The sequence below is a fragment of the Ralstonia sp. 110700041-2 genome, assembly GCF_056280165.1.
Map to the genome: position 1 here is coordinate 125451 of NZ_JBSFAI010000007.1, position 20125 is coordinate 145575.

19 protein-coding genes are annotated in these 20125 nt (G+C 64.7%); all 19 read right to left on the bottom strand.

Annotated elements, in window-relative coordinates; translation table 11 throughout:
* Window positions 1-8: 8 nt before the first annotated feature.
* The gene (locus tag ACUXH0_RS12275; RefSeq protein WP_137910912.1) at window positions 9-275 is read right to left on the bottom strand and encodes a DUF1289 domain-containing protein; all 267 of its coding nucleotides are present in this window, start codon (window positions 273-275) and stop codon (window positions 9-11) included.
* A gap of 10 nt (window positions 276-285) precedes the next feature.
* A complete protein-coding gene (locus ACUXH0_RS12280; RefSeq protein ID WP_027678443.1) occupies window positions 286-786 on the bottom strand; it encodes a YbaK/EbsC family protein in 501 nt (166 codons plus the stop codon).
* Window positions 787-808: 22 nt separating this feature from the next.
* Window positions 809-1738 carry a hydroxymethylglutaryl-CoA lyase gene (locus tag ACUXH0_RS12285; RefSeq protein WP_137910911.1) on the bottom strand — a complete coding sequence of 310 codons (930 nt, stop codon included), beginning with the start codon at window positions 1736-1738 and terminating at the stop codon, window positions 809-811.
* A 1-nt stretch (window position 1739) separates the two neighbouring features.
* Window positions 1740-2681, bottom strand: a complete 942-nt coding sequence (locus ACUXH0_RS12290; RefSeq protein WP_009239258.1) for a 2-hydroxyacid dehydrogenase — start codon at window positions 2679-2681, stop codon at window positions 1740-1742.
* Window positions 2682-2767: 86 nt separating this feature from the next.
* Entirely contained in the window at window positions 2768-4792 is a 2025-nt protein-coding gene (locus ACUXH0_RS12295) for an acetyl/propionyl/methylcrotonyl-CoA carboxylase subunit alpha (protein ID WP_009239257.1), read from the bottom strand.
* Between the two features lie 649 nt (window positions 4793-5441).
* On the bottom strand, window positions 5442-6524 hold the full coding sequence (gene bioB, locus ACUXH0_RS12300; protein ID WP_137910910.1) for a biotin synthase BioB: 1083 nt from the start codon (window positions 6522-6524) through the stop codon (window positions 5442-5444).
* A gap of 43 nt (window positions 6525-6567) precedes the next feature.
* Window positions 6568-7362 carry an enoyl-CoA hydratase/isomerase family protein gene (locus ACUXH0_RS12305; protein ID WP_137910909.1) on the bottom strand — a complete coding sequence of 265 codons (795 nt, stop codon included), beginning with the start codon at window positions 7360-7362 and terminating at the stop codon, window positions 6568-6570.
* The gene (locus ACUXH0_RS12310; RefSeq protein WP_004633684.1) at window positions 7359-8297 is read right to left on the bottom strand and encodes a dienelactone hydrolase family protein; all 939 of its coding nucleotides are present in this window, start codon (window positions 8295-8297) and stop codon (window positions 7359-7361) included. The genes ACUXH0_RS12305 and ACUXH0_RS12310 overlap by 4 nt, the downstream gene beginning before the upstream one ends.
* Window positions 8298-8328: 31 nt before the next feature.
* Complete coding sequence (locus ACUXH0_RS12315) at window positions 8329-9936, bottom strand: carboxyl transferase domain-containing protein (protein WP_137910908.1); 1608 nt, start codon at window positions 9934-9936, stop codon at window positions 8329-8331.
* A gap of 28 nt (window positions 9937-9964) precedes the next feature.
* Window positions 9965-10405: a YchJ family protein gene (locus ACUXH0_RS12320; protein ID WP_137910907.1), complete on the bottom strand. Its 441-nt coding sequence runs from the start codon at window positions 10403-10405 to the stop codon at window positions 9965-9967.
* Complete coding sequence (locus tag ACUXH0_RS12325; protein ID WP_004633689.1) at window positions 10405-11094, bottom strand: HAD family hydrolase; 690 nt, start codon at window positions 11092-11094, stop codon at window positions 10405-10407. Before ACUXH0_RS12325 ends, ACUXH0_RS12320 begins: the two co-directional genes overlap by 1 nt.
* Window positions 11095-11157: 63 nt before the next feature.
* Window positions 11158-11763: a 2-hydroxychromene-2-carboxylate isomerase gene (locus ACUXH0_RS12330; RefSeq protein WP_137910906.1), complete on the bottom strand. Its 606-nt coding sequence runs from the start codon at window positions 11761-11763 to the stop codon at window positions 11158-11160.
* 41 nt (window positions 11764-11804) lie between these two features.
* Window positions 11805-12935: an acyl-CoA dehydrogenase family protein gene (locus ACUXH0_RS12335; protein WP_137910905.1), complete on the bottom strand. Its 1131-nt coding sequence runs from the start codon at window positions 12933-12935 to the stop codon at window positions 11805-11807.
* A 10-nt stretch (window positions 12936-12945) separates the two neighbouring features.
* A complete protein-coding gene (locus ACUXH0_RS12340) occupies window positions 12946-13659 on the bottom strand; it encodes an SDR family oxidoreductase (protein ID WP_137910904.1) in 714 nt (237 codons plus the stop codon).
* A gap of 9 nt (window positions 13660-13668) precedes the next feature.
* Window positions 13669-14850, bottom strand: coding sequence for an acetyl-CoA C-acetyltransferase (locus ACUXH0_RS12345; RefSeq protein ID WP_024973744.1), 1182 nt, complete (start codon window positions 14848-14850; stop codon window positions 13669-13671).
* Between the two features lie 688 nt (window positions 14851-15538).
* Window positions 15539-16219 carry a carbonate dehydratase gene (can, locus tag ACUXH0_RS12350; RefSeq protein ID WP_004633699.1) on the bottom strand — a complete coding sequence of 227 codons (681 nt, stop codon included), beginning with the start codon at window positions 16217-16219 and terminating at the stop codon, window positions 15539-15541.
* Between the two features lie 23 nt (window positions 16220-16242).
* On the bottom strand, window positions 16243-18078 hold the full coding sequence (aceK, locus tag ACUXH0_RS12355) for a bifunctional isocitrate dehydrogenase kinase/phosphatase (protein WP_004633701.1): 1836 nt from the start codon (window positions 18076-18078) through the stop codon (window positions 16243-16245).
* 155 nt (window positions 18079-18233) lie between these two features.
* Complete coding sequence (locus ACUXH0_RS12360; protein WP_004633702.1) at window positions 18234-19415, bottom strand: isovaleryl-CoA dehydrogenase; 1182 nt, start codon at window positions 19413-19415, stop codon at window positions 18234-18236.
* 177 nt (window positions 19416-19592) lie between these two features.
* Window positions 19593-20090 carry a MerR family transcriptional regulator gene (locus tag ACUXH0_RS12365; RefSeq protein WP_009239251.1) on the bottom strand — a complete coding sequence of 166 codons (498 nt, stop codon included), beginning with the start codon at window positions 20088-20090 and terminating at the stop codon, window positions 19593-19595.
* Window positions 20091-20125: the final 35 nt, after the last annotated feature.

A 20125-nucleotide genomic window follows, 5' to 3' on the forward strand; every position in this document is an offset into this window, starting at 1 on the left:
ATGAGCGGTCAGGCGCAGGGCGCGTCGTTGAGCCAGGCGCAGGCGCGCTCGGGCAAGGTTTTCCACACGGCCAGACGAGCCGCGTCATTCATGGTCGACCACGAGGTAATTTCGTCGATCGTGCGCATGCAGCCGATGCACAGGCCGCGCGCTTCGTCCATCTTGCAGACGCTGATGCACGGCGACGACACCGGCTGCGCACGCTCCGCCTGCTGGCGGCTGTTGCGCAACTTGCCGAGCGACAGCTTCAGTTGCGCGCGGGTGCAGGCGTCCATGCTTGGGCGATCAGTCGCGCTGGGCGATGTCGGCCACGGGCGCGCCCGTCATCGCTTCCAGTTCGGCAGGCGTCAGGTTGAACACGGCATGCGGGTGGCCGGCCGCGGCCCACACGCTGTCGTATTGGAACAGGTCTTGATCGAGCAGCATCACGGGCTTGACCGCATGGCCGACCGGACACACGCCGCCGATGGCATAACCTGTCTTCTCGCGGACGAACTTCGCGTCGGCCTTGGCCAGTGCGCCCACGTGCGCGGAAACCTTTGCTTCGTCGACACGATTGGTGCCGCTGGCGATCACCAGTACCGGCACGTCGTCTTCCGCACGGCGGAAGATGATCGACTTGGCAATCTCCGCCACCGAACAGCCGAGGCCGGCAGCCGCTTCGGCCGAGGTCTTGCCGGTGGCCGGCAGCATCACGATAGCTTTCTCGTAGCCCAGCGTGCGCAGGTGGTCAGCCACGCGTTGGGCGGATTCAGGCAGCGGGGCGTTCGTATCGGTCGCGGTCATCGTCGTTGTTCTTGATGGGGGTTCAGATGCAGGCCTGGGCGATCTGGTCCTGCAGCTTGAGCAGCAGCGCGCGACCCGCACGCGAGGCAGTCGGGCGGCCGATGGCTTGCGAGATGAAGTCGCCCGCCAGCACCACCTTGTCCAGGTCGATGCCGGTGCGGATGCCCAGGCCGTGCAGCAGGTACAGCACATCTTCGGTGGCGACGTTTCCGGTCGCACCCTTGGCATACGGGCAGCCGCCCAGCCCCGCAACTGAGGCGTGGAAGATGGCGATGCCGACTTCCAGGCTGGCGAGGATGTTGGCCAGCGCCTGGCCGTATGTGTCGTGGAAGTGTCCCGAGAGGCGGTCGATCGGGAACGTCGCTGCAGCGGCTTCCATCACGGTTTTCACCCGCCCCGCGGTGCCCACGCCGATGGTGTCTGCAATGTCGATCTCGTCGCAGCCGAGGTCGGCCATGCGCTTGATGACGTCCACCACCGACGACACCGGCACCTCGCCCTGATACGGGCAGCCCAGCGAACACGAGATCGACCCGCGCACGCGAATGCCCGCATCCTTGGCGGCCTTGGCCACTGGCGCAAAGCGTTCGATCGACTCGGCGATCGTGCAGTTGATGTTCTTCTGCGCAAAGGCCTCGCTGGCGGCGCTGAAGATCACGATCTCGTCCGCACCTGCTGCAGCAGCGCCTTCGAAACCTTTCATGTTGGGCGTGAGCACGGAGTACAGCGTGCCCGGCCGGCGCTGGATGCGCGCCATCACGTCGGCGCCATCGGCCATCGCCGGCACCCATTTGGGCGACACGAACGAGGCGGCTTCCACGTTGACGAAGCCGGCCTCGGACAGGCGGTTCACCAGCTCGACCTTGGTGTCCGTCGAAACTGGCGACTTCTCGTTCTGCAGACCATCGCGCGGGCCGACCTCGACCACCTTCACAAAATTCGGAATGCTCATCTCAGTACCCTCGTTGCAGATCGACGATGCCGGCAATCGGCTCGCCTGCTTCCAGCGCTCGGATCTTGCGCGCGATCTGGGCAATGCTGACCTCGCGCAGCGTCAGCGCCGAAATGTGCGGCGTGATGTGGATGCGCGGTTCGGTCCAGAAAGGGTGGTCGGCGGGCAGCGGCTCGGTGCGGAATACGTCGAGCGCGGCGCCGGCAATGTGGCCGCTGCGCACGGCGGCCAGCAGGTCGTCTTCCACGACATGCTTACCGCGCGCCACGTTGACGACGAATGCGCCCGGTGCGAGTTGCGCGAGCAGTTTCGCGTCGATCACGTTTTCGGTGTCTGCCGTCAGCGGCAGCACGTTCACCAGCACGCGCGTGCCGGCGAGGAAGCCGGGCAGGGCATCGCTGCCTGAGCGGCAATCGACGCCCTCGACGTGCTTGGCGGAGCGGCTCCAGCCGCGCACCGGAAAGCCGAAGCCCGCCAGCGTCCTGGCGATGTGCGTACCGAGCACGCCGAGGCCCAGCACGCCGACGACAAACTCATCGCGGTTGAACGGCTTGAGGAAGCGCCACATCTTCGCTTGCTGCTGGCGCTCGTATTCATCGAGCCGGCGGAAGAAGCGCAGGACGGCGTGCGTGACGTATTCGCCCATCTGCGCGGCCATGCCGGCGTCGTCCAGCCGCACGATCGGCAGGCCTTCGGGGATGGCATCGGGCGCTTGCGCACGCAGGCCCAGGATGGCATCGACGCCCGCGCCGAGGTTGAACACGGCGCGCAAATCGCGGCGATCGCGCAGCATGTCGGCGGGCGGCTGCCAGACCACGGCGTAGTCGGCGTCCTGCACTGCGCCTTGCTCCCACACCGACAGGCGTGCCTCAGGAAGTGCCTGCGCGAAACCGTCGAGCCAGGGTTGGGGCTTGCCGTCGGGCGTGTAGATCTGGATGTGCATGTGGGGCGACTTCAATGCGGGTGATTGACGTATACGTCAAGCAGTGTAGCAGGGGCCGCCAAGGCGTGTGGCAGCCCCCTTGGGCTTCATTCGGCGGGCTTGAACGCCAGCAACTGCACGCCTTCCGTCACCTGATCGCCCACGCCGTACAGCACGGATTCGACGACGCCGTTGGCAGGTGCCGTGAGCGTGTGCTCCATCTTCATGGCCTCCATGACGACCAGCGGTGCGCCCTTGGTGACGGTTTGCCCCGGGGCGGCCAGCACGGCGATGACCTTGCCGGGCATCGGCGCCGTCAGCTTGCCGCCTTCGTCGTCGGCCTCGCCGGCATGGGCGAGCGGGTCGTGGCGCTCCAGCGTCCAGTGCGCACCGCCGGTGAAGACGTGGAACGTGTCGCCATCGGCATGCACCTGGCCGGTCGCCTTGTGCGTGCCGAGCGTGACGGTGAAGGTCTCTGCATGGCGCTGTGAGGTGAAGGGCGCTTCGCTGCCGCCAACTTTCAGTCGCGAGCCGTAGCGGCCGTAGATGAGCGTGGCATCGATGGACTGATCGCCATGCGTGAAACGCAGCGTGCGCTCAGCCGCGCCGTTCAGGCGCCAGCCGCTGCCGCGCGCCCACGGCGAATGCGGATCGCGCGTGTCGGTGCGCAGGCTGCGTGCCTCGCGGGCGAGCAGCGCAGCCACGGCCAGGGCGATGGCGTCTAGCGGCACGTCCGGTGCAGCGGGGAACAGCGTGTCGTGATTGCGGGCGATCAGGCCGGTATCCAGATCGGCGGTCGCAAATGGCTTCGATGCGACCAGGCGGCGCAGGAAAGCCACGTTGGACGACAGCCCCACCAGGTGGAAGCTGCCCAGCGCCTGCAGCATGCGCGCGAGCGCTTCTTCACGGTCACGGCCCCAGACGATGAGCTTGGCGATCATCGGATCGTAGTACGGGCTGATGGCGTCGCCTTCACGCACGCCGGCATCGATGCGCACGGCAGCCGGTTCGCCATTGGCTTGCGCGCCTACGGTGAACTCCACCGCCGCTGGTGTGCGCAGCACCTTCAGCGTGCCGATGGAGGGCAGGAAATCGCGGTCGGGGTTTTCGGCGTAGATGCGTGCTTCGAGCGCATGGCCGTGGATGTGCAGCTCGTCCTGCGTGCGTGGTAGCGGCTCGCCGGATGCCACGCGCAATTGCCATTCGACGAGGTCCTCGCCCGTGATCATTTCGGTCACGGGGTGCTCGACCTGCAGGCGCGTGTTCATCTCCATGAAGTAGAACGTGCCGTCTTCGTCGACGATGAACTCGACCGTGCCGGCACCCACGTAGCCCACGGCGCGCGCGGCCGCCACGGCCGCTTCGCCCATCGCGCGGCGGCGGTCCAGCGTCATGCCCGGGGCGGGGGCTTCTTCCAGCACCTTCTGGTGGCGGCGCTGCACAGAGCAGTCGCGCTCGAACAGATAGACAGCGTCGCCGAAGCTGTCGGCAAACACCTGGATTTCAATGTGGCGCGGACGCGTGAGGTACTTCTCGATCAGTACGCGGTCGTCACCGAAGCTGGAAGACGCCTCGCGCTTGACGGAAGCCAGCGAGGCTTCGAACGCATCGCCTGACTCCACCACGCGCATGCCCTTGCCCCCGCCGCCGGCGCTGGCCTTGATGAGCACGGGGTAGCCGATGCGATCGGCTTGCGTGCGCAGGAAGGCCGCGTCCTGGTTGTCGCCGTGGTAGCCGGGCACGAGCGGCACGCCCGCCGTTTCCATCAGCGCCTTGGCCGCGCTCTTGCTGCCCATCGCTTCGATGGCCGAGGCCGGCGGGCCGACGAAGATGATGCCGGCGTCTGCGCAGGCTTTTGCGAAAGCTTCGTTCTCTGAGAGGAAGCCGTAGCCGGGATGGACGGCTTGCGCGCCCGTGGCGCGTGCGGCTTCGAGGATGCGATCAGCGCGGAGGTAGCTGTCGCGGGCGGCGGGCTCACCGATGTGGATGGCTTCGTCGCAGGCCGCGACGTGGCGGGCGTTGGCGTCGGCATCGGAGTAGACCGCGACCGTGCGGATGCCGAGCTTGCGGCAGGTGGCGGCGACCCGGCAGGCGATTTCGCCTCGGTTGGCGATGAGGAGCTTGGTGATCATGGTGTTGTTACGTCTCCTTGTTTGTTTTTGCACTTGTGGTGCATCCCTTGTTTCGTACCCTGCCGGGCACGACCTACTTTTCTTTGTCTTGCCAAAGAAAAGTAGGCAAAAGAAAGGCGCGCCCGAGATGGCGACCCATCCCTTGAATTTTCGTAACCGGGCGGAGACGGGAAAAACTCGCTGCGCTCAAACAGTTTCCCGTCTTGTTTCCGCCCGCTTACGAAAATTCAAGGCGCCATCAAGGGCAGGAACGTCAACGGCCAAACCGTTGGTGTGCATGCTCTGTCAGGCCCTTGCTTGTTGCTGTGTTGCTGTGTTGCTGTGTTGCTGTATTGCCGTTTGCTTCGCTCCGCGTCTTGCCGCGTACCCACCACTGCGTTTGCACTTCGATGGTGTAGCCGTTGATGCCCTAGATGGCGCCTTGAATTTCTGTTGCAGGGAGGAAAAAGGAAGGGAAACTGTCTGAGCGAAGCGAGTTTTTCCCTTCCCCTCCCTGCGACATAAATTCAAGGAATCTTTCGCCATCTCGGGCGCGCCTTTCTTTGCTTACTTTCTTTGGCAAGACAAAGAAAGTGAGTCGGCCCCGGCAGGGGACAAAAGGGAGGCAGACCACCAACACAAAAACAAAAACCGCCTCCCACAAAACCCATCAGTCGGCAGGCGTAATGTCGATATGACAATGCGAAGAATGCGAGTGTCCAGCATCAGCGCTTTGGTGCATGTGATCCTGCACTTCAACCCGCATCCCCAACCGCGCCAGCAGCTTCCGATCCGCATCCGCCTCCGGGTTGTCCGTCGTCAGCAGCTTCTCGCCATAGAAGATCGAGTTGGCGCCCGCCATGAAGCACAGCGCCTGCAAGGCATCGTCCATCGCCTCGCGGCCAGCGGAGAGCCGCACCATCGCCTTAGGCATCGTGATCCGCGCTACGGCAATCGTGCGCACGAAATCAAACGGGTCCAGTTCTTCGTTGCCCGCCAGCGGCGTGCCTTCCACCTTCACCAGGTTGTTGATGGGCACCGAGTCCGGATACGGCTCCATGTTCGCCAGTTCGGCGATCAGACCCGCACGCTCGTGCACCGATTCCCCCAGCCCGACGATGCCGCCGCAGCACACGTTGATGCCGGCGTCACGCACGTGCTCGAGCGTGTCGAGCCGGTCCTGATACGTGCGCGTGGTGATGATCTCGCCGTAGAACTCGGGCGCGGTGTCGAGGTTGTGGTTGTAGTAGTCCAGGCCCGCTTCCTTCAACTGCGCGGCCTGTTCCTGCTTGAGCATGCCGAGCGTCACGCAGGTCTCCAGCCCCATCGCCTTCACGCCGCGCACCATGTCGGCCACGGCATCGAGCTGATGCGGCTTGGGGTTGCGCCACGCGGCGCCCATGCAGAAGCGGCTTGCGCCGTTTTGCTTGGCGCGCGATGCGGCTTCCAGCACGGCGTCGATCGGCATCAGCTTTTCAGCCTCGACACCCGTGTCGTAGCGCGCCGATTGCGGGCAGTACGAGCAATCTTCCGGGCAGCCGCCGGTCTTGATCGACAGCAGCGTCGATAGCTGCACCGCGTTCGCGTCAAAGTTGGCGCGGTGCACCTGCTGCGCCTGGAACAGCAGGTCGTTGAACGGCAGCGCGAACAGCGCTTCGATGGCTTCGCGGCTCCAGCATGCGTCGGGCGCCTGGCCGGGCGTGACGGGCGCCTTGGCAGCGTTTGGAACGAAGTTGAGCGGAGTGGATTGCATGAGGACTTCCTTCGAGTGATGCGTGGTTTCGTTGTTATGCGGGTCAGGCCGGCAGCAGCCAGTTCGGCTTGCGCTTGCCCAGGAAACTTTGCACGCCTTCGCGGCCTTCTTCCGAAGCGCGGATGGCGGCGATGCGCTCAGCGGTATCCGCCAGCAAGGCGTCGTTGACGGCGGCGCCAGAGACTTCACGCACCAGGCGCTTGCTCTCGCGCACCGCGTTCGGGCTGTTGGCGACGAGCGCGGCGGTGATGTCGGCCACCTTGGCGTCGAGGGCGTCTGCGCTCACCAGCTCATGCACGAGGCCGAGGCGATGCGCTTCGGCAGCGGAAAAGCGTTCTGCGGTGATGAAGTAGCGGCGCGACGCCTGCTCGCCCAGGGCGCGAATCACGTACGGGCTGATGGTGGCCGGGATCAAGCCGAGCTTCACTTCCGACAGGCAGAAGTTGGCCGTGTCGACGGCGACGACGATGTCGCACGCGGCGACCAGGCCGACACCGCCGGCATAGGTGTCGCCCTGCACGCGCGCGATCACGGGCGTGGGGCACGTGTAGATGGCGCGCAGCATTTCGGCCAGGCGCAGGGCGTCGGCGCGGTTCTCGTCATCGGAGTAGCCGGCCATCTTCTTCATCCAGTTCAGGTCGGCACCCGCGCAGAAGGCCGCGCCGTTGCCCGTCAGGACGATGGCGCGCACGCCCGGCTCATCGGCCAGCGCGCGGAACGCGCCGGTCAGCTCGGCGATGACGGTCTCGTTGAAGGCGTTGCGCACGTCGGGCCGGTTCAGCGTGAGCGTGGCGACGGCGCCGTTCTGTGCGAAGGCGAGGGTCTCGAAAGTGTTCATTCGGGGTCCTTGTTGGTGTCGGACTTGGGGTCGTCTGCGCCGGATGCTTCAGCGTTGCTGCCTGGTGCCACCGCTTGCACCGGGCCGGCGGGCAAGCCAAGTTCGCGCAGAAAGGCGTCGACCTGCGGCAGCCAGATGCCCAACCCCGCGTGGCTTGCGAACATGCCGTGCGAGTCGCTCTTGAAGGTGCCGAAATCCACCAGCCGGCCTTTTCCGCCCGCACTCGTGTAGGCCGCGAACATCCTGTCGGGCATCGGCTTGGGCCAGTAGCTGTCGTTGTCGCCGTAGAACCAGAGCGACGGATAGCGCGACTGGCGGCCGTACGTCTCGAACGCGCGCACTAGGTTGCCTTCCCAATCGACGCAGGTGTCGTTGCGCAGGCCGCCGGCAAAGTTCACCAGCCCGCGCACGCCCGGGTAGGCGATGGTACCGAAGGCCAGCGTGGTTAGGCCGCCGTGCGACTGGCCCATGACGACGATGCGGTTGCGGTCCACGTACGGCTGCGCGGTCATGTAGTCGAGCGTGGCCACCACGTCTTCGGCCTGGATGATGCCGTTGGCTTCCACGTTGCAACCGCTGCCGATATACGCGCCGCCGGATTTGGCGAACCCTTGCCGCATCGGGATGGCCACTACGTAGCCGCGCGCGACCAGCGCCGCAGCCTGCTCGCTGTAACGGGCACGCGCTTGGAATGCCGCCTTGCCGCGCGCCTTGCCGTGATTGAGCACGATGAGCGGAAAAGGGCCGTCGCCGGCCGGCTTGTAGACGGTCGTCTCCAGCTTGAGGGTGAAGATGCCCGCAGACTTGGGCACCTCCACGATGATCTCGCTGATGCCGGACTGAGCGGTTTCGCTCGCATGCGCGGCCGCAAGCAGCAGCGCGCAGCCAACGGCTGCCAAGGCGCTGCGCCACGTTCGCGCGGTGTTGCTGTTCACTGCAAATATTCCTGTCCGATTGACGGCCCGCTTACATGCGGAACACGCCGAAGTTCATGTCGCCAATGGGCGCGTTCAGGCTCGCCGACAGGCCGAGGCCCAGCACGCTGCGCGTATCAGCCGGGTCGATCACGCCGTCGTCCCACAGGCGTGCGCTGGCGTAGTACGGATGGCCCTGGCGCTCATATTGGTCGCGGATCGGCGCCTTGAACGCGGCCTCTTCATCGGCGCTCCACTGGCCGCCCTTGGCTTCGATGCCGTCGCGGCGCACGGTGGCGAGCACGCTTGCGGCCTGTTCGCCGCCCATCACCGAGATGCGCGCGTTCGGCCACATCCACAGGAAGCGCGGCGAATACGCCCGGCCGCACATGCCGTAATTGCCCGCGCCGAACGAGCCGCCGATGATGACCGTGAACTTGGGCACCTGCGCCGTTGCCACGGCCGTCACCATTTTCGCGCCGTTCTTGGCGATGCCTTCGTTTTCGTACTTGCGGCCCACCATGAAGCCGGTGATGTTCTGCAGGAACACCAGCGGGATCTTGCGCTGACAGCACAGCTCGATGAAGTGCGCGCCCTTGAGTGCCGCCTCTGAAAAAAGAATGCCGTTGTTGGCGATGATGCCGACCGGGTAACCCCAGATGCGCGCAAAGCCGCAGACCAGCGTCGTGCCGTAGCGCGCCTTGAATTCATCGAAGGCGGAATCGTCGACGATGCGGGCGATGACCTCGCGCACGTCGAACGGCTTGCGCGTGTCGGTCGGGATCACGCCGTAGAGTTCTTCTGCGGGAAAGCGCGGCTCGACGGGCGCATGAATCTGCAGCTGCTCCGGCTTGCGGCGGTTCAGGTGCGCGACGATGCTGCGGGCTTGCGCCAACGCGTGCGAATCGTTGTTGGCAAAGTAATCCGCCACGCCCGACAGCCGCGTGTGCACATCGGCGCCACCGAGGTCTTCGGCGCTCACCACTTCGCCGGTCGCGGCCTTCACCAGCGGCGGGCCTGCCAGGAAGATCGTCCCCTGTTCCTTGACGATGATCGACTCATCACTCATGGCCGGCACATACGCGCCGCCCGCCGTGCATGAGCCCATCACCACCGCGATCTGTGGAATGCCCTTCGATGACAGGTTGGCCTGGTTGTAGAAGATGCGACCGAAGTGATCTCGATCGGGGAACACGTCGTCCTGGTTCGGCAGGTTGGCGCCGCCGGAATCGACCAGATAGACGCAGGGCAGGTGGTTCTGCTCGGCGATCTCCTGCGCGCGCAGGTGCTTCTTCACGGTCATCGGGTAGTAGGTGCCGCCCTTGACCGTGGCGTCGTTGCAGACGATCACGCATTCCTGCCCCGAGATGCGGCCGATACCGGTGATGATGCCGGCGCCGGGCGCGGCGTTGTCGTACATGCCATACGCCGCCAGTTGCGAGAACTCCAGGAACGGCGTGCCAGGATCGAGCAGTTGCTGCACGCGGTCGCGCGGCAGCAACTTGCCGCGGGCGAGGTGTTTGGCACGGGCGTCGTCACCGCCGCCCTGGGCGATGCGCGCAACCTTGTCGCGCAAGTCGGCGACGAGTGCGCGCATGGCATCGGCGTTGGCCTTGAAGTCTTCAGCGCGGGGGTTCAGCTTGGTCTCTAGCGTCGGCATGGCAGCAGTGCGGGAAGGTCGGTGCGGTTCAGTCAGGGAAGGTACCGTCGACGTACAGCCAACGGCCTTCGGCGGATTCAGCGCCGCTGGCGTCCAGGCGGACGAAGCGGCTGGTTTCGTGCAGGCGATGCGCGCGGCCGCCCACCTTGTAGCGGGCGACGAATTCCACCGTCGCGTGCGTGGCGTCTTGCGGCGTGTGGCGCCTGACGTCCAGGCCGAGCCAGCGCGTGGCGGCGGCGTCTGCTTCGCTGGTTTCCAGGTCGACAGGGCAGGTGGACGGATGCCACGTGCGCCGCAGGTAGGCCGTGTCGCCCAGCACATAAGCGCTGTAGCGCGAGCGCATGAGCTGCTCAGCCGTAGCCGCCACGGCCTCGCCCGCGTGGAACGGGCCGCAGCAGCGCGCATAGGCGCCGTTGCCGCAAGGGCAAGCGTCGGCCGCGCCGATGGGCTGTGGATGTGCAGCAGGCATCAGGCCAGCAACTCCGGCAGTTCGCGCATGTCGGTGAACGTGCGTGTGGCGCCGGCGGCAATCAGCGGGCCTGGTGCATTGCGGCCCGCGTACGCCAGCACCGTCATGCCGGCTGCGTGCCCGGCGGTAACGCCCGTGGGGCTGTCTTCGATCACCAGGCAGCGCGAGGGCGATACCCCGAGGCTGCTGGCGGCGAGCAGATACACGTCGGGTGCGGGCTTGCTGCGTGCGACTTCCGTGGCAGAAAAGATGCGCACGTCCGTCGGCTGGAAATGCTCGATCAGCCCGGTGCGGTTGAGTTGCAGCTCCACCTTCATGCGGTCCGCTCCGGAAGCCACGGCCATCGGCAGGCCGAGCCTGGAGAGCACATCGATGGCGTGCCCGATATGCGGCACGGCTTCCACTTCGGCTTCGAGCAGCACGTTGCGTCGCGCCTGGAAGGTGGACAACCAGTTCGGCGGCAGCGGTGCGCCGCGCATCTCGGCAATCGCATCCAGCTCTTCGCGGATGGCCTTGCCGAGGAAACGCTGGATGGAATCTTCCAGGCTGATGTCGATGCCAAGCTCGATCAGCATCTCCCAGATCAGACGGTTGACAATGGGTTCGCTGTCGACCAGCACGCCGTCGCAATCGAAGAGGATCGCGTCAAAGCGCGGGTGGTTTGAAACAGAGGAGGTCACTGCAGTCATGCGCTCTTCGTTGTTGGTTCGTTGGCGGCGGTTCGTGCATCTGCCGCCGTTGTGGATGTGGCCTTATATCCGTCCGTCGCGCAGCAACGCTTCAATCTGGTCAAAGCGGTCGAAGCCCCAGAACGCCTCGCCGTCGACGATCACGTAGGGCGAGCCGAACACGCCGCGCGACATCGCCAGGTCGATCTCGGCCTTGAGCTGGTCCTTGATCTGCTGGCTGCTTGCGCCGGCGTTGAGTGCGGCGCCGTCGATGCCCATCGCGTCGGCAATCTTCATGACCTCGGTCGGCTCGCCGATGTTGATGTCGTCAACGAACAGTGCGCGGTAGACGGCCCGTGCGAAGTCGATCGCGCGGTCCCCACCGTGATGGTCATGCACCCACAGCGTGGCACGCGCGGCGTATTGCGTGGGCAGCGGGAAGTGCGTCGGCTTGCGGTATTCAATGCCGTTGAAGCGCGCGGTACGCTCGAAATCGCGCCACGCGTAATCGCCCTTGAGCGGCACCTGCGGCAGCGGGGAGCCGCCGGTGGTCTTGAAGACGACCCCCAGCAGGATCGGGTGCCATGCCGTCGCCCGGTTGTACCGCTGGGCGAGCTCCTCCATGCGCGTGCTGGCGAAGTAGCCGTACGGCGATGAGAAGTCGAAGTAGAAATCGATGGCCCCGTTCATGGTGTGCTCCCCTTGTTGTGCTGCGCCTTCCCCAAAACTGCCTACGCCAGCGCGCGGGCGATCAAGATTTTCTGGATATCGCTCGTGCCTTCGTAGATCTGGCACACGCGCACGTCGCGGTAGATGCGCTCCACCGGGAAGTCGCTGACATAGCCGTAACCACCAAAGACCTGGATGGCATCGGAGCACACGCGCTCGGCCATCTCGCTGGCGTTGAGCTTGGCCATGGCCGCCTCTTTCAGGCACGGCAGCCCGGCGTCTTTCAGGCTGGCGGCATGCCAGACCATCTGCCGCGCCACATCCACGCGCGTCGCCATCTCTGCCAGCCGAAACTGCACGGCCTGGTGCGCAAACAGCGGCTGGCCAAAGCTTTCGCGCTCCTTGGCGTATGCCAGCGCGGCTTCAAAGGCCGCACGCGCCATGCCCACGCTCTGCGCGGCAATGCCGATGCGCCCGCCTTCCAGCCCGGACAGCGCCATCTTGTAGCCCGCGCCTTCTTCGCCCAGCAGGCAATCGGCGGGGATGCGGCAGTCTTCGAACACGATCTGCGCCGTGTCGGACGAGTGCTGGCCCAGCTTGTCTTCGAGCCGCGCGACGACGTAGCCCGGTGTGTTGGTCGGCACCAGGAACGCGCTGATGCCGCGCTTGCCTGCGGTCTTGTCCGTCACGGCCATGACGATCGCCACGTCGGCATGCTTGCCGCTGGTGATGAACTGCTTCACGCCGTTGAGGACCCAGTGGTCGCCATCCCGCACGGCCGTGGTGCGCAGCGCCGATGCATCGGAGCCGACATGCGGCTCGGTCAGGCAGAACGCGCCGAGCATCTCGCCGCGCGCCAGCGGCACGAGCCACTGCTGCTTCTGCGCGCCGTTCGCAAACGCCATCAGCATGCTGCACACGGGGCAGTTGTTCACGCTGATGACGGTGGAGGTGCCGCCGTCGCCGGCAGCAATTTCTTCCAGGATCAGCGCCAGCGACAGGTAGTCGAGTCCCGCGCCGCCGAGTTCTTCCGGCACGGCCACGCCATAGGCCCCAAGCTCGCCGAGTTGGCGGTGCACGTCTTTCGGGAACGTCGCATCGCGGTCCCACGCGGCTGCATGCGGCGCGATCGCCTCGCGCACGAAGGTGCGGATGGCGTCGCGAATCATCTCTTGCTCTTGGGTCAGCAGCATCGTTCCGGCCTCACCATTCAATGACGCTGCCGTCGTAGTTGCGGAACCCGCCGTTGTCGGCGCGCGTGGCGCCGGCGATCACGCGGCGGATGCCAGCCACACTCTCCTGCGGCGTGATGGCCGCGTCCGCGCCGCCCATGTCGGTCTGTACCCAACCGGGGTGGAACGTCAGGCACGTGGCGTTCTTGGCGTCGATCGATACCCCGCGCAGCACGGCATTCACCGCCGCCTTGCTCGCGCGATACAGCCAGCCGCCGTTGCCCGCCATGTCGCCGATGCTGCCCATGCGGCTGGAGATGACGGCGAGCACGCCGCCAGGCTCGTCCGCACCATTGCGTCCGGCTTCCACCATCGGCAGCACGGCGGGCAGCACGCCCATCGGGGCCCACACGTTGGTGTGCATCACGGCATCAAAATCGGCCTGGCTGACGGGCGTGGCACCCTGCGTGCGCGGGCCGTAGATGCCCGCCACGTAGATCGCCACGTCCAGCGCTTCGCCGTCGAGCTTCCACGCGAGGCCGGCGACGGCGTTGGCGTCAGTCAGATCAAGCACGTGCGTTTCCGCGCCCAGCGCCTGCAATTCTTCTGCGGCTGCTTGCGAGCGCACGGTGGCGATCACGCGCCAGCCATCCGATCGGTATTGCTTGACGGTCTCCAGACCGATGCCGCGCGACGCGCCCAGGATGAGCGCGGTACGCGTGCGGCGGGACGTTGCGTTCGTCATGCGCGTGCCTTAGTAGAGTTCGATGCCGACGGCCGTGGCTTCACCGCCGCCGATGCACAGGCTGGCCACACCGCGCTTGCCGCCACGGTGTTGCAGCGCGCCCAGCAGCGTCGCGATCACGCGCGCGCCGGATGCGCCGATCGGATGGCCCAGCGCGCATGCGCCGCCGTTCACGTTCACCTTCTCGTGCGGGATCTTCAGGTCGTGCATCGCGGCCATCGGCACCACGGCAAACGCCTCGTTGATCTCGAACAGGTCGACGTTCCCCGAGTTCCAGTCGAGCTTCTTGAACAGCTTGTCGATGGCTGTGACCGGCGCCGTGGTGAACCAGCCCGGTGCCTGTGCGTGCGTGGTGTGGCCCAGCATCACCGCCAGCGGCGTGATGCCGAGTTGCTTGGCAGTCGACTCGCGCATCATCACCAGCGCAGCCGCCCCATCGTTGATCGACGAAGACGACGCGGCCGTCACCGTGCCGTCTTTCTTGAACGCGGGCTTGAGCGAGGGGATCTTGTCGACCTTGATGCGGCGCGGGCCTTCATCGGTGTCGATGACGGTGTCGCCCGCTTTGCTCGACACGGTAACGGGCGTGATTTCCCAGCGGAATGCGCCGGATTCGGTGGCCTCTTGCGCGCGGCGCACGGACGTCATCGCGAAGTGGTCCTGGGCTTCGCGCGTGAAGCCGTACTTCTCGGCGCAGTCCTCGCCGAAGGTGCCCATGGCGCGGCCCTTGTCGTATGCGTCTTCCAGGCCGTCCAGCATCATGTGGTCGTAGATCATGCCGTGGCCGATGCGATAACCGCCGCGGCCTTTCGGGATCAGGTACGGCGCATTCGTCATGCTTTCCATGCCGCCCGCGACCACCACGTCGACCGAACCCGCGAGCAGTGCGTCATACGCGTTCATGGCCGCGCGCATGCCCGAACCGCACATCTTGTTGACCGTGGTGCAGCCGACCGACAGCGGCAGGCCCGCGCCCAATGCGGCCTGGCGTGCCGGTGCCTGCCCCTGGCCCGCAGGCAGAACACAGCCCATGATGACTTCTTCGATCTGTTCCGGTTTCAAGCCCGCACGTTCGACCGCCGCGCGAATGGCAGCGGCGCCGAGTTGCGGAGCGGTGAGGCTGGCGAGTTCGCCCTGGAAGGCGCCCATCGGGGTACGGGCGGCGGAGGCGATGACGATTCGGTCGGACATTGCTGCAATCTCCTGGAACTGTGCTTGGGACATGTTCTGCACTTTTGGTGCAGGGGTTGTGTGTCTCTTGCTAGTGGGGTCGTTGTTGGTGGTTCACCCCTATTTCGTACTCTGCCGGGCACGACCTACTTTTCTTTGTCTTGCCAAACAAAAGTAGGCAAAAGAAAGGCGCGCCCGAGATGGCGACCCATCCCTTGAATTTTCGTAACCGGGCGGAGACGGGAAAAACTCGCTGCGCTCAAACAGTTTCCCGTCTTGTTTCCGCCCGCTTACGAAAATTCAAGGCGCCATCAAGGGCAGGAACGTCAACGGCCAAACCGTTGGTGTGCGTGCCCCATCAGGCTCTTGTTTGTTGCTGTTGCTTGCTGCTTGTTGCCGTTTGCTTCGCTCCGCGTCTTGCTGCGTACCCACCACTGCGCTTGAACCTCGAGGGTGTGGCCGTACCCTGCCCTAGATGGCGCCTTGAATTTCTGTTGCAGGGAGGAAAAAGAGGGGAGGCTGTCTGAGCGAAGCGAGTTTGCCTCCCCTCCCTCCCTGCGACATAAATTCAAGGAGTCTTTCGCCATCTCGGGCGCGCCTTTCTTTGCTGACTTTCTTTGGCAAGACAAAGAAAGTGAGTCAGCCCCGGCAGGGGATGAAACAAGGGATGAACCCAAAACAAAACAACCCACCCCAAACTCAAAAGAAATCAAAACCCCACCGGACTAGGCACACTCCCTTCCTTCCCATAGTTCAACCAAGCATCAGCAAGCTGCGCATGCAGTTCCTCATTGGAACTCGCCGCCATTCCAAGATTGCGCAGCATCCCGTCCTTCACGCCGTAGATCCAGCCATGAACCGTCAGCGGCTGCCCGCGATCCCAGGCGTCCTGCACGATCGTCGTCAGGCACACGTTATTGACCTGATGGATCACGTTCAGCTCGCACAGCCGGTCGTGTTGATCCTGCTCGCGGACCACCGTGCCCAGATACGTCTCATGCTGCTCGGCCACATCCCGCACGTGACGAATCCAGTTGTCAGCCAGGCCGAAGCGTTGCTTCGTCAGCGCGGCCTTCACGCCCGAACAGCCGTAATGGCCCACCACCGTGATGTGCCGGATCTTCAGCACTTCCACCGCAAACTGCAGCACCGACAGGCAGTTCAAGTCCGAGTGCACCACGACGTTGGCGATGTTGCGGTGGACGAACACCTCGCCCGGCGGCAAGCCGATGATCTGGTTGGCCGGCACGCGCGAATCCGAGCAGCCGATCCAGAGGTATTCCGGGTTCTGCTGATTGGCCAGATTCGAGAAAAACGCCGGGTCTTCAGCGTTGACCCGCTCGACCCACTTCCGGTTGTTCTCGAACAGCTCTTTGATGCGTTGTGGCATGGTTTCCCGTCGTGTTGAGAGGGTTAAGCGGCGGCGCGCTGCAGCGTCGTGTTGTCTTGTGCTGCGTTGTCGGGCGCGCTCGCGCCGTAGCGATTGACGAAGCGTTCGGCTGCGTCATACGCGTAGAAATCGTGCATCTGCCCGGAGAGCAGGCGCTCTTTGTACCCCTGCCACATGGAAGCTTCAAAGAAGTCTGCGTGGTGCTTGAGGAAGGCTTCGCGCACGCGCGGGTCGCCCAGCAGGAACGTGCGGTACGTCTCGGGAAAAATGTCGTGCGGGCCGACGTTGTACCAGACCTCGCCGGACATTTCTTCTTCTTCCGTGCGCGGTTCGGGCACGGTGCGGATGTTGCAGTCGGTGAGGTATTCGATCTCGTCGTAGTCGTAGAAGACCACGCGGCCGTGGCGCGTCACGCCAAAGTTCTTGTACAGCATGTCGCCCGGGAAGATGTTCGCGGCAATGAGTTCCTTGATGGCGTTGCCGTATTCGATGATGCCGTGCTCGACCTGCGCATCGGTGCCTTCGTGCAGCCAGATGTTCAGCGGCGTCATGCGGCGCTCGATGTAGACGTGGCGGATGACGATCTCTTCGCCGCCGTCTTCGCTGCGCTGGTATTCGACCATCGAAGGCGCGTGCTTTTCCAGCTCCTTGATCAGGTCGTCGTCAAAGCGCGAGAGCGGGAAGGCCACGTCGGAATACTCCAGCGTATCGGCCATGCGTCCCACGCGGTCGTGACGCTTCACAAGCTGATACTTGCTCTTGATCAGCTCGCGCGTGGTTTCCTTGGGCGGCGGGAAGTAGTCCTTGATGACCTTGAACACGTACGGGTACGACGGCAGCGTGAACACCAGCATCACGAGGCCCTTGATGCCCGGCGCGATGATGAACTTGTCCGATGAGTGCTGCAGGTGATGCAGGAAATCGCGATAGAAGAGGTTCTTGCCCTGCTTCTGCAGACCCAGCGAGGTGTAGATCTCGGCGCGCGGCTTGCGCGGCATCAGGTCACGCAGGAAGGTCACGTAGGCAGACGGAATCTCCATGTCCACCATGAAATACGAGTGCGTGAACGAGAACAGGATCAGCAGTTGTTCCTGCCGCAGCAGCACCGTGTCGAGCGAGAGCTGGCCGGCGGCATTGCGTAGGATCGGCACGGCCAGCGGGAACGTCTTGTCGCCGTTGATCACGCGCCCGATGATGTACGCCGCCTTGTTGCGGAAGAACAGCGACGACAGCACGTGGATCTGGAAATTCGGCGCGATGCGGAAATCGCCGAAGTGCTCGCCCACCGCGCGCACCACGTAGCCGATATCACGCTCCAGGTCTTCAAACGGCGCGTTGAGCTGGAAGTTGTGGACGATGCGCTCGAAACAGGCGCCCAGGCCATCGCGTGTGCCGGGGTAATACGCGCGGTACGTCGGCTTGGTGGGCGACTCTTCATTCTCGATGTACTCCGTCGAGATGGCCGGGCGCACGAAGATGAAATCGTTGTTGAAGTACGAACGATGCAGGATGCGCGTGCACACCGAGTTGAAGAAGGTCTCGGCGCACTCGGGCTGATGATGGTTGGTCAGCAGGCCGATGAAGTGCAGCTTGATCTGGCGCCAGATCTCGTCGTCGATGTTCTCGGCGTCGTATTCGTCTTCGAGGATGACCGAGGCTTCACGCACGCGCTCGTCGTAATAAGCAATGCGGTCGCGCTGCAACTGCTGCAGGCCGGCCCAGTCTCCGGTCTCGAACGCCGTCTTGGCCTGTACGCTGACCTCGCGGAACAAGCGATAGTGCTTGTCGAAGCCGTCGAGCATCGTGCGGGCAACGTCGAAGGCGATCTGCGACGAGAGGAGCTTGGGGAAATGGGACATGGCGTGTGCGCGGGGGCAGGGAAGCGGCAAAACCAGCAAACCAGGCAGACCTAGATTGTAGGGTCTTCGGTACCGTGTTCGCGTCCTGAAACCGTTGCGCCTCCTTATCCGTTTGGCTGATGGCCCCGTGCCCCAGCCCCGCCTGCTCTCGCCAGTTACATCGTCTCTGCGTACAGCTCGCGGCCGATCAGCATGCGGCGGATTTCCGACGTGCCGGCGCCAATCTCGTACAGCTTGGCGTCGCGCCACAGGCGGCCGACCGGGAATTCGTTGATGTAGCCATTGCCGCCCAGGATCTGGATGGCTTCGCCGGCCATCCAGGTGGCCTTCTCGGCGGTGTAGAGGATCACGCCGGCGCAGTCCTTGCGCACCTGGCGCACGTGGTCGCGGCCCAGTGAGTCGAGGTTCTTGCCGACCGTGTACAGGTACGCGCGGCAAGCCTGCAGCGTGGTGTACATGTCAGCCATCTTGCCCTGGATGAGCTGGAATTCGCCAATGCTCTGGCCGAACTGCTTGCGGTCGTGGATGTACGGCGTGACCACGTCCATGCAGGCCTGCATGATGCCGATCGGGCCGCCGGAGAGCACCGCGCGCTCGTAATCCAGGCCGCTCATCAGCACCTTGGTGCCGCCGTTTTCCTGACCGAGGATGTTTTCCACCGGCACTTCTACATTCTCGAACACCAGTTCGCCCGTGTGCGAGCCGCGCATGCCAAGCTTGTCCAGCTTCTGCGCCACCGAGAAACCCTTCATGCCTTTTTCGACGATGAACGCCGTCATGCCGCGCGCGCCCAGTTCGGGCTCGGTCTTGGCGTAGACGACCAGCACGTCGCAGTCGGGGCCGTTGGTGATCCACATCTTGGTGCCGTTGAGCACGTAGCGGTCGCCTTTCAGTTCCGCGCGCAGCTTCATGCTGACGACGTCCGACCCGGCATTCGGCTCGCTCATTGCCAGCGCGCCCACCCATTCGCCCGAGACCAGCTTGGGCAGGTACTTGGCCTTCTGGGCCGCCGTGCCGTTACGATGGATCTGGTTCACGCACAGATTCGAGTGCGCGCCATACGACAGGCCCACTGACGCCGACGCACGGCTGATTTCTTCCATGGCGATCATGTGCGCCAGGTAGCCCATGTTGGCGCCGCCGTACTCCTCGGCCACCGTGATGCCGAGCACGCCCAGCTCGCCCATCTTGCGCCACGCGTCCATCGGGAACTGGTCGGTGCGGTCGATTTCGCCGGCACGCGGTGCCAGCTCGCCCTGCGCCCAATCGCGCACGGCCGAACGCAGCATCTCGATGTCTTCGCCCAAGTCGAATTTCAGGCCGGGCAGATCAATCATGGTGGTCTCCTTGGGCGCGGTTCGAGCCGCGGGTGTCTCTAGTCAGTGGTCTGGCGCTGTGCGGTGCGCGTCGCTTATGGCGGGCGCCGCGGTGCCGGGAGGGTGCTGCAGGGTGTTGCGTATTGTATTGACGTTTACGTAAACGTCAATGACCGTCCATTACGTAGATTTGCGGAATCAGGCGGCCTTGCGACGCTTGGTCGGCTTGACCGTGCCGGCCTGCGCGTCTTCCAGCAGGCGCCGGCACTGGCGTTCGTGCTGGTCGATCTCGGCCAGTTGGGCGTTCAAATCTTCCAACTGCTGCGTCAGCACCGCACGGTGTTGCGCCAGCGACGCCAGGAAGCGCTCCAGCTGCGGCACCGTATCGCGCGGCGACTCATACAGGTCCAGGATCTCCTTGATCTCGCCCAGCGACAGGCCGAGCCGCTTGCCTCGCAAGGTGAGCTTCAGGCGCGTGCGCTCGCCGGCCGAGTACACCCGCCGACGTCCGCCCGGGCCTTGGCGATCCGGCGCCAGCAGACCCTGGTCTTCGTAGAAGCGGATGGCGCGCGGCGTGATGTCGAACTCGCGTGCAAGATCGGTGATGGTGAAGCTTGCGTCGGCAAGCGCGCCGGCATCGCCCGATTCAAGATCGGCGGCAAGCGCGGCGGCGGCAGACGGAGTGGAGGCGGACATACGGCGGGAACGGGCTAACGGCAGAGGAGTGATGA

Coding starts and splice junctions, on each gene's coding strand:
- ACUXH0_RS12330 (WP_137910906.1), bottom strand. CDS start 11,763: ATGAACGGGGCCATCGATTTCTACTTCGACTTCTCATCGCCGTACGGC.
- ACUXH0_RS12335 (WP_137910905.1), bottom strand. CDS start 12,935: ATGCTGCTGACCCAAGAGCAAGAGATGATTCGCGACGCCATCCGCACC.
- ACUXH0_RS12340 (WP_137910904.1), bottom strand. CDS start 13,659: ATGACGAACGCAACGTCCCGCCGCACGCGTACCGCGCTCATCCTGGGC.
- ACUXH0_RS12320 (WP_137910907.1), bottom strand. CDS start 10,405: ATGCCTGCTGCACATCCACAGCCCATCGGCGCGGCCGACGCTTGCCCT.
- ACUXH0_RS12315 (WP_137910908.1), bottom strand. CDS start 9,936: ATGCCGACGCTAGAGACCAAGCTGAACCCCCGCGCTGAAGACTTCAAG.
- ACUXH0_RS12285 (WP_137910911.1), bottom strand. CDS start 1,738: ATGAGCATTCCGAATTTTGTGAAGGTGGTCGAGGTCGGCCCGCGCGAT.
- ACUXH0_RS12360 (WP_004633702.1), bottom strand. CDS start 19,415: ATGATTGATCTGCCCGGCCTGAAATTCGACTTGGGCGAAGACATCGAG.
- ACUXH0_RS12275 (WP_137910912.1), bottom strand. CDS start 275: ATGGACGCCTGCACCCGCGCGCAACTGAAGCTGTCGCTCGGCAAGTTG.
- ACUXH0_RS12280 (WP_027678443.1), bottom strand. CDS start 786: ATGACCGCGACCGATACGAACGCCCCGCTGCCTGAATCCGCCCAACGC.
- ACUXH0_RS12305 (WP_137910909.1), bottom strand. CDS start 7,362: ATGAACACTTTCGAGACCCTCGCCTTCGCACAGAACGGCGCCGTCGCC.
- ACUXH0_RS12325 (WP_004633689.1), bottom strand. CDS start 11,094: ATGACTGCAGTGACCTCCTCTGTTTCAAACCACCCGCGCTTTGACGCG.
- aceK (WP_004633701.1), bottom strand. CDS start 18,078: ATGTCCCATTTCCCCAAGCTCCTCTCGTCGCAGATCGCCTTCGACGTT.
- bioB (WP_137910910.1), bottom strand. CDS start 6,524: ATGCAATCCACTCCGCTCAACTTCGTTCCAAACGCTGCCAAGGCGCCC.
- ACUXH0_RS12290 (WP_009239258.1), bottom strand. CDS start 2,681: ATGCACATCCAGATCTACACGCCCGACGGCAAGCCCCAACCCTGGCTC.
- ACUXH0_RS12345 (WP_024973744.1), bottom strand. CDS start 14,850: ATGTCCGACCGAATCGTCATCGCCTCCGCCGCCCGTACCCCGATGGGC.
- can (WP_004633699.1), bottom strand. CDS start 16,219: ATGCCACAACGCATCAAAGAGCTGTTCGAGAACAACCGGAAGTGGGTC.
- ACUXH0_RS12295 (WP_009239257.1), bottom strand. CDS start 4,792: ATGATCACCAAGCTCCTCATCGCCAACCGAGGCGAAATCGCCTGCCGG.
- ACUXH0_RS12365 (WP_009239251.1), bottom strand. CDS start 20,090: ATGTCCGCCTCCACTCCGTCTGCCGCCGCCGCGCTTGCCGCCGATCTT.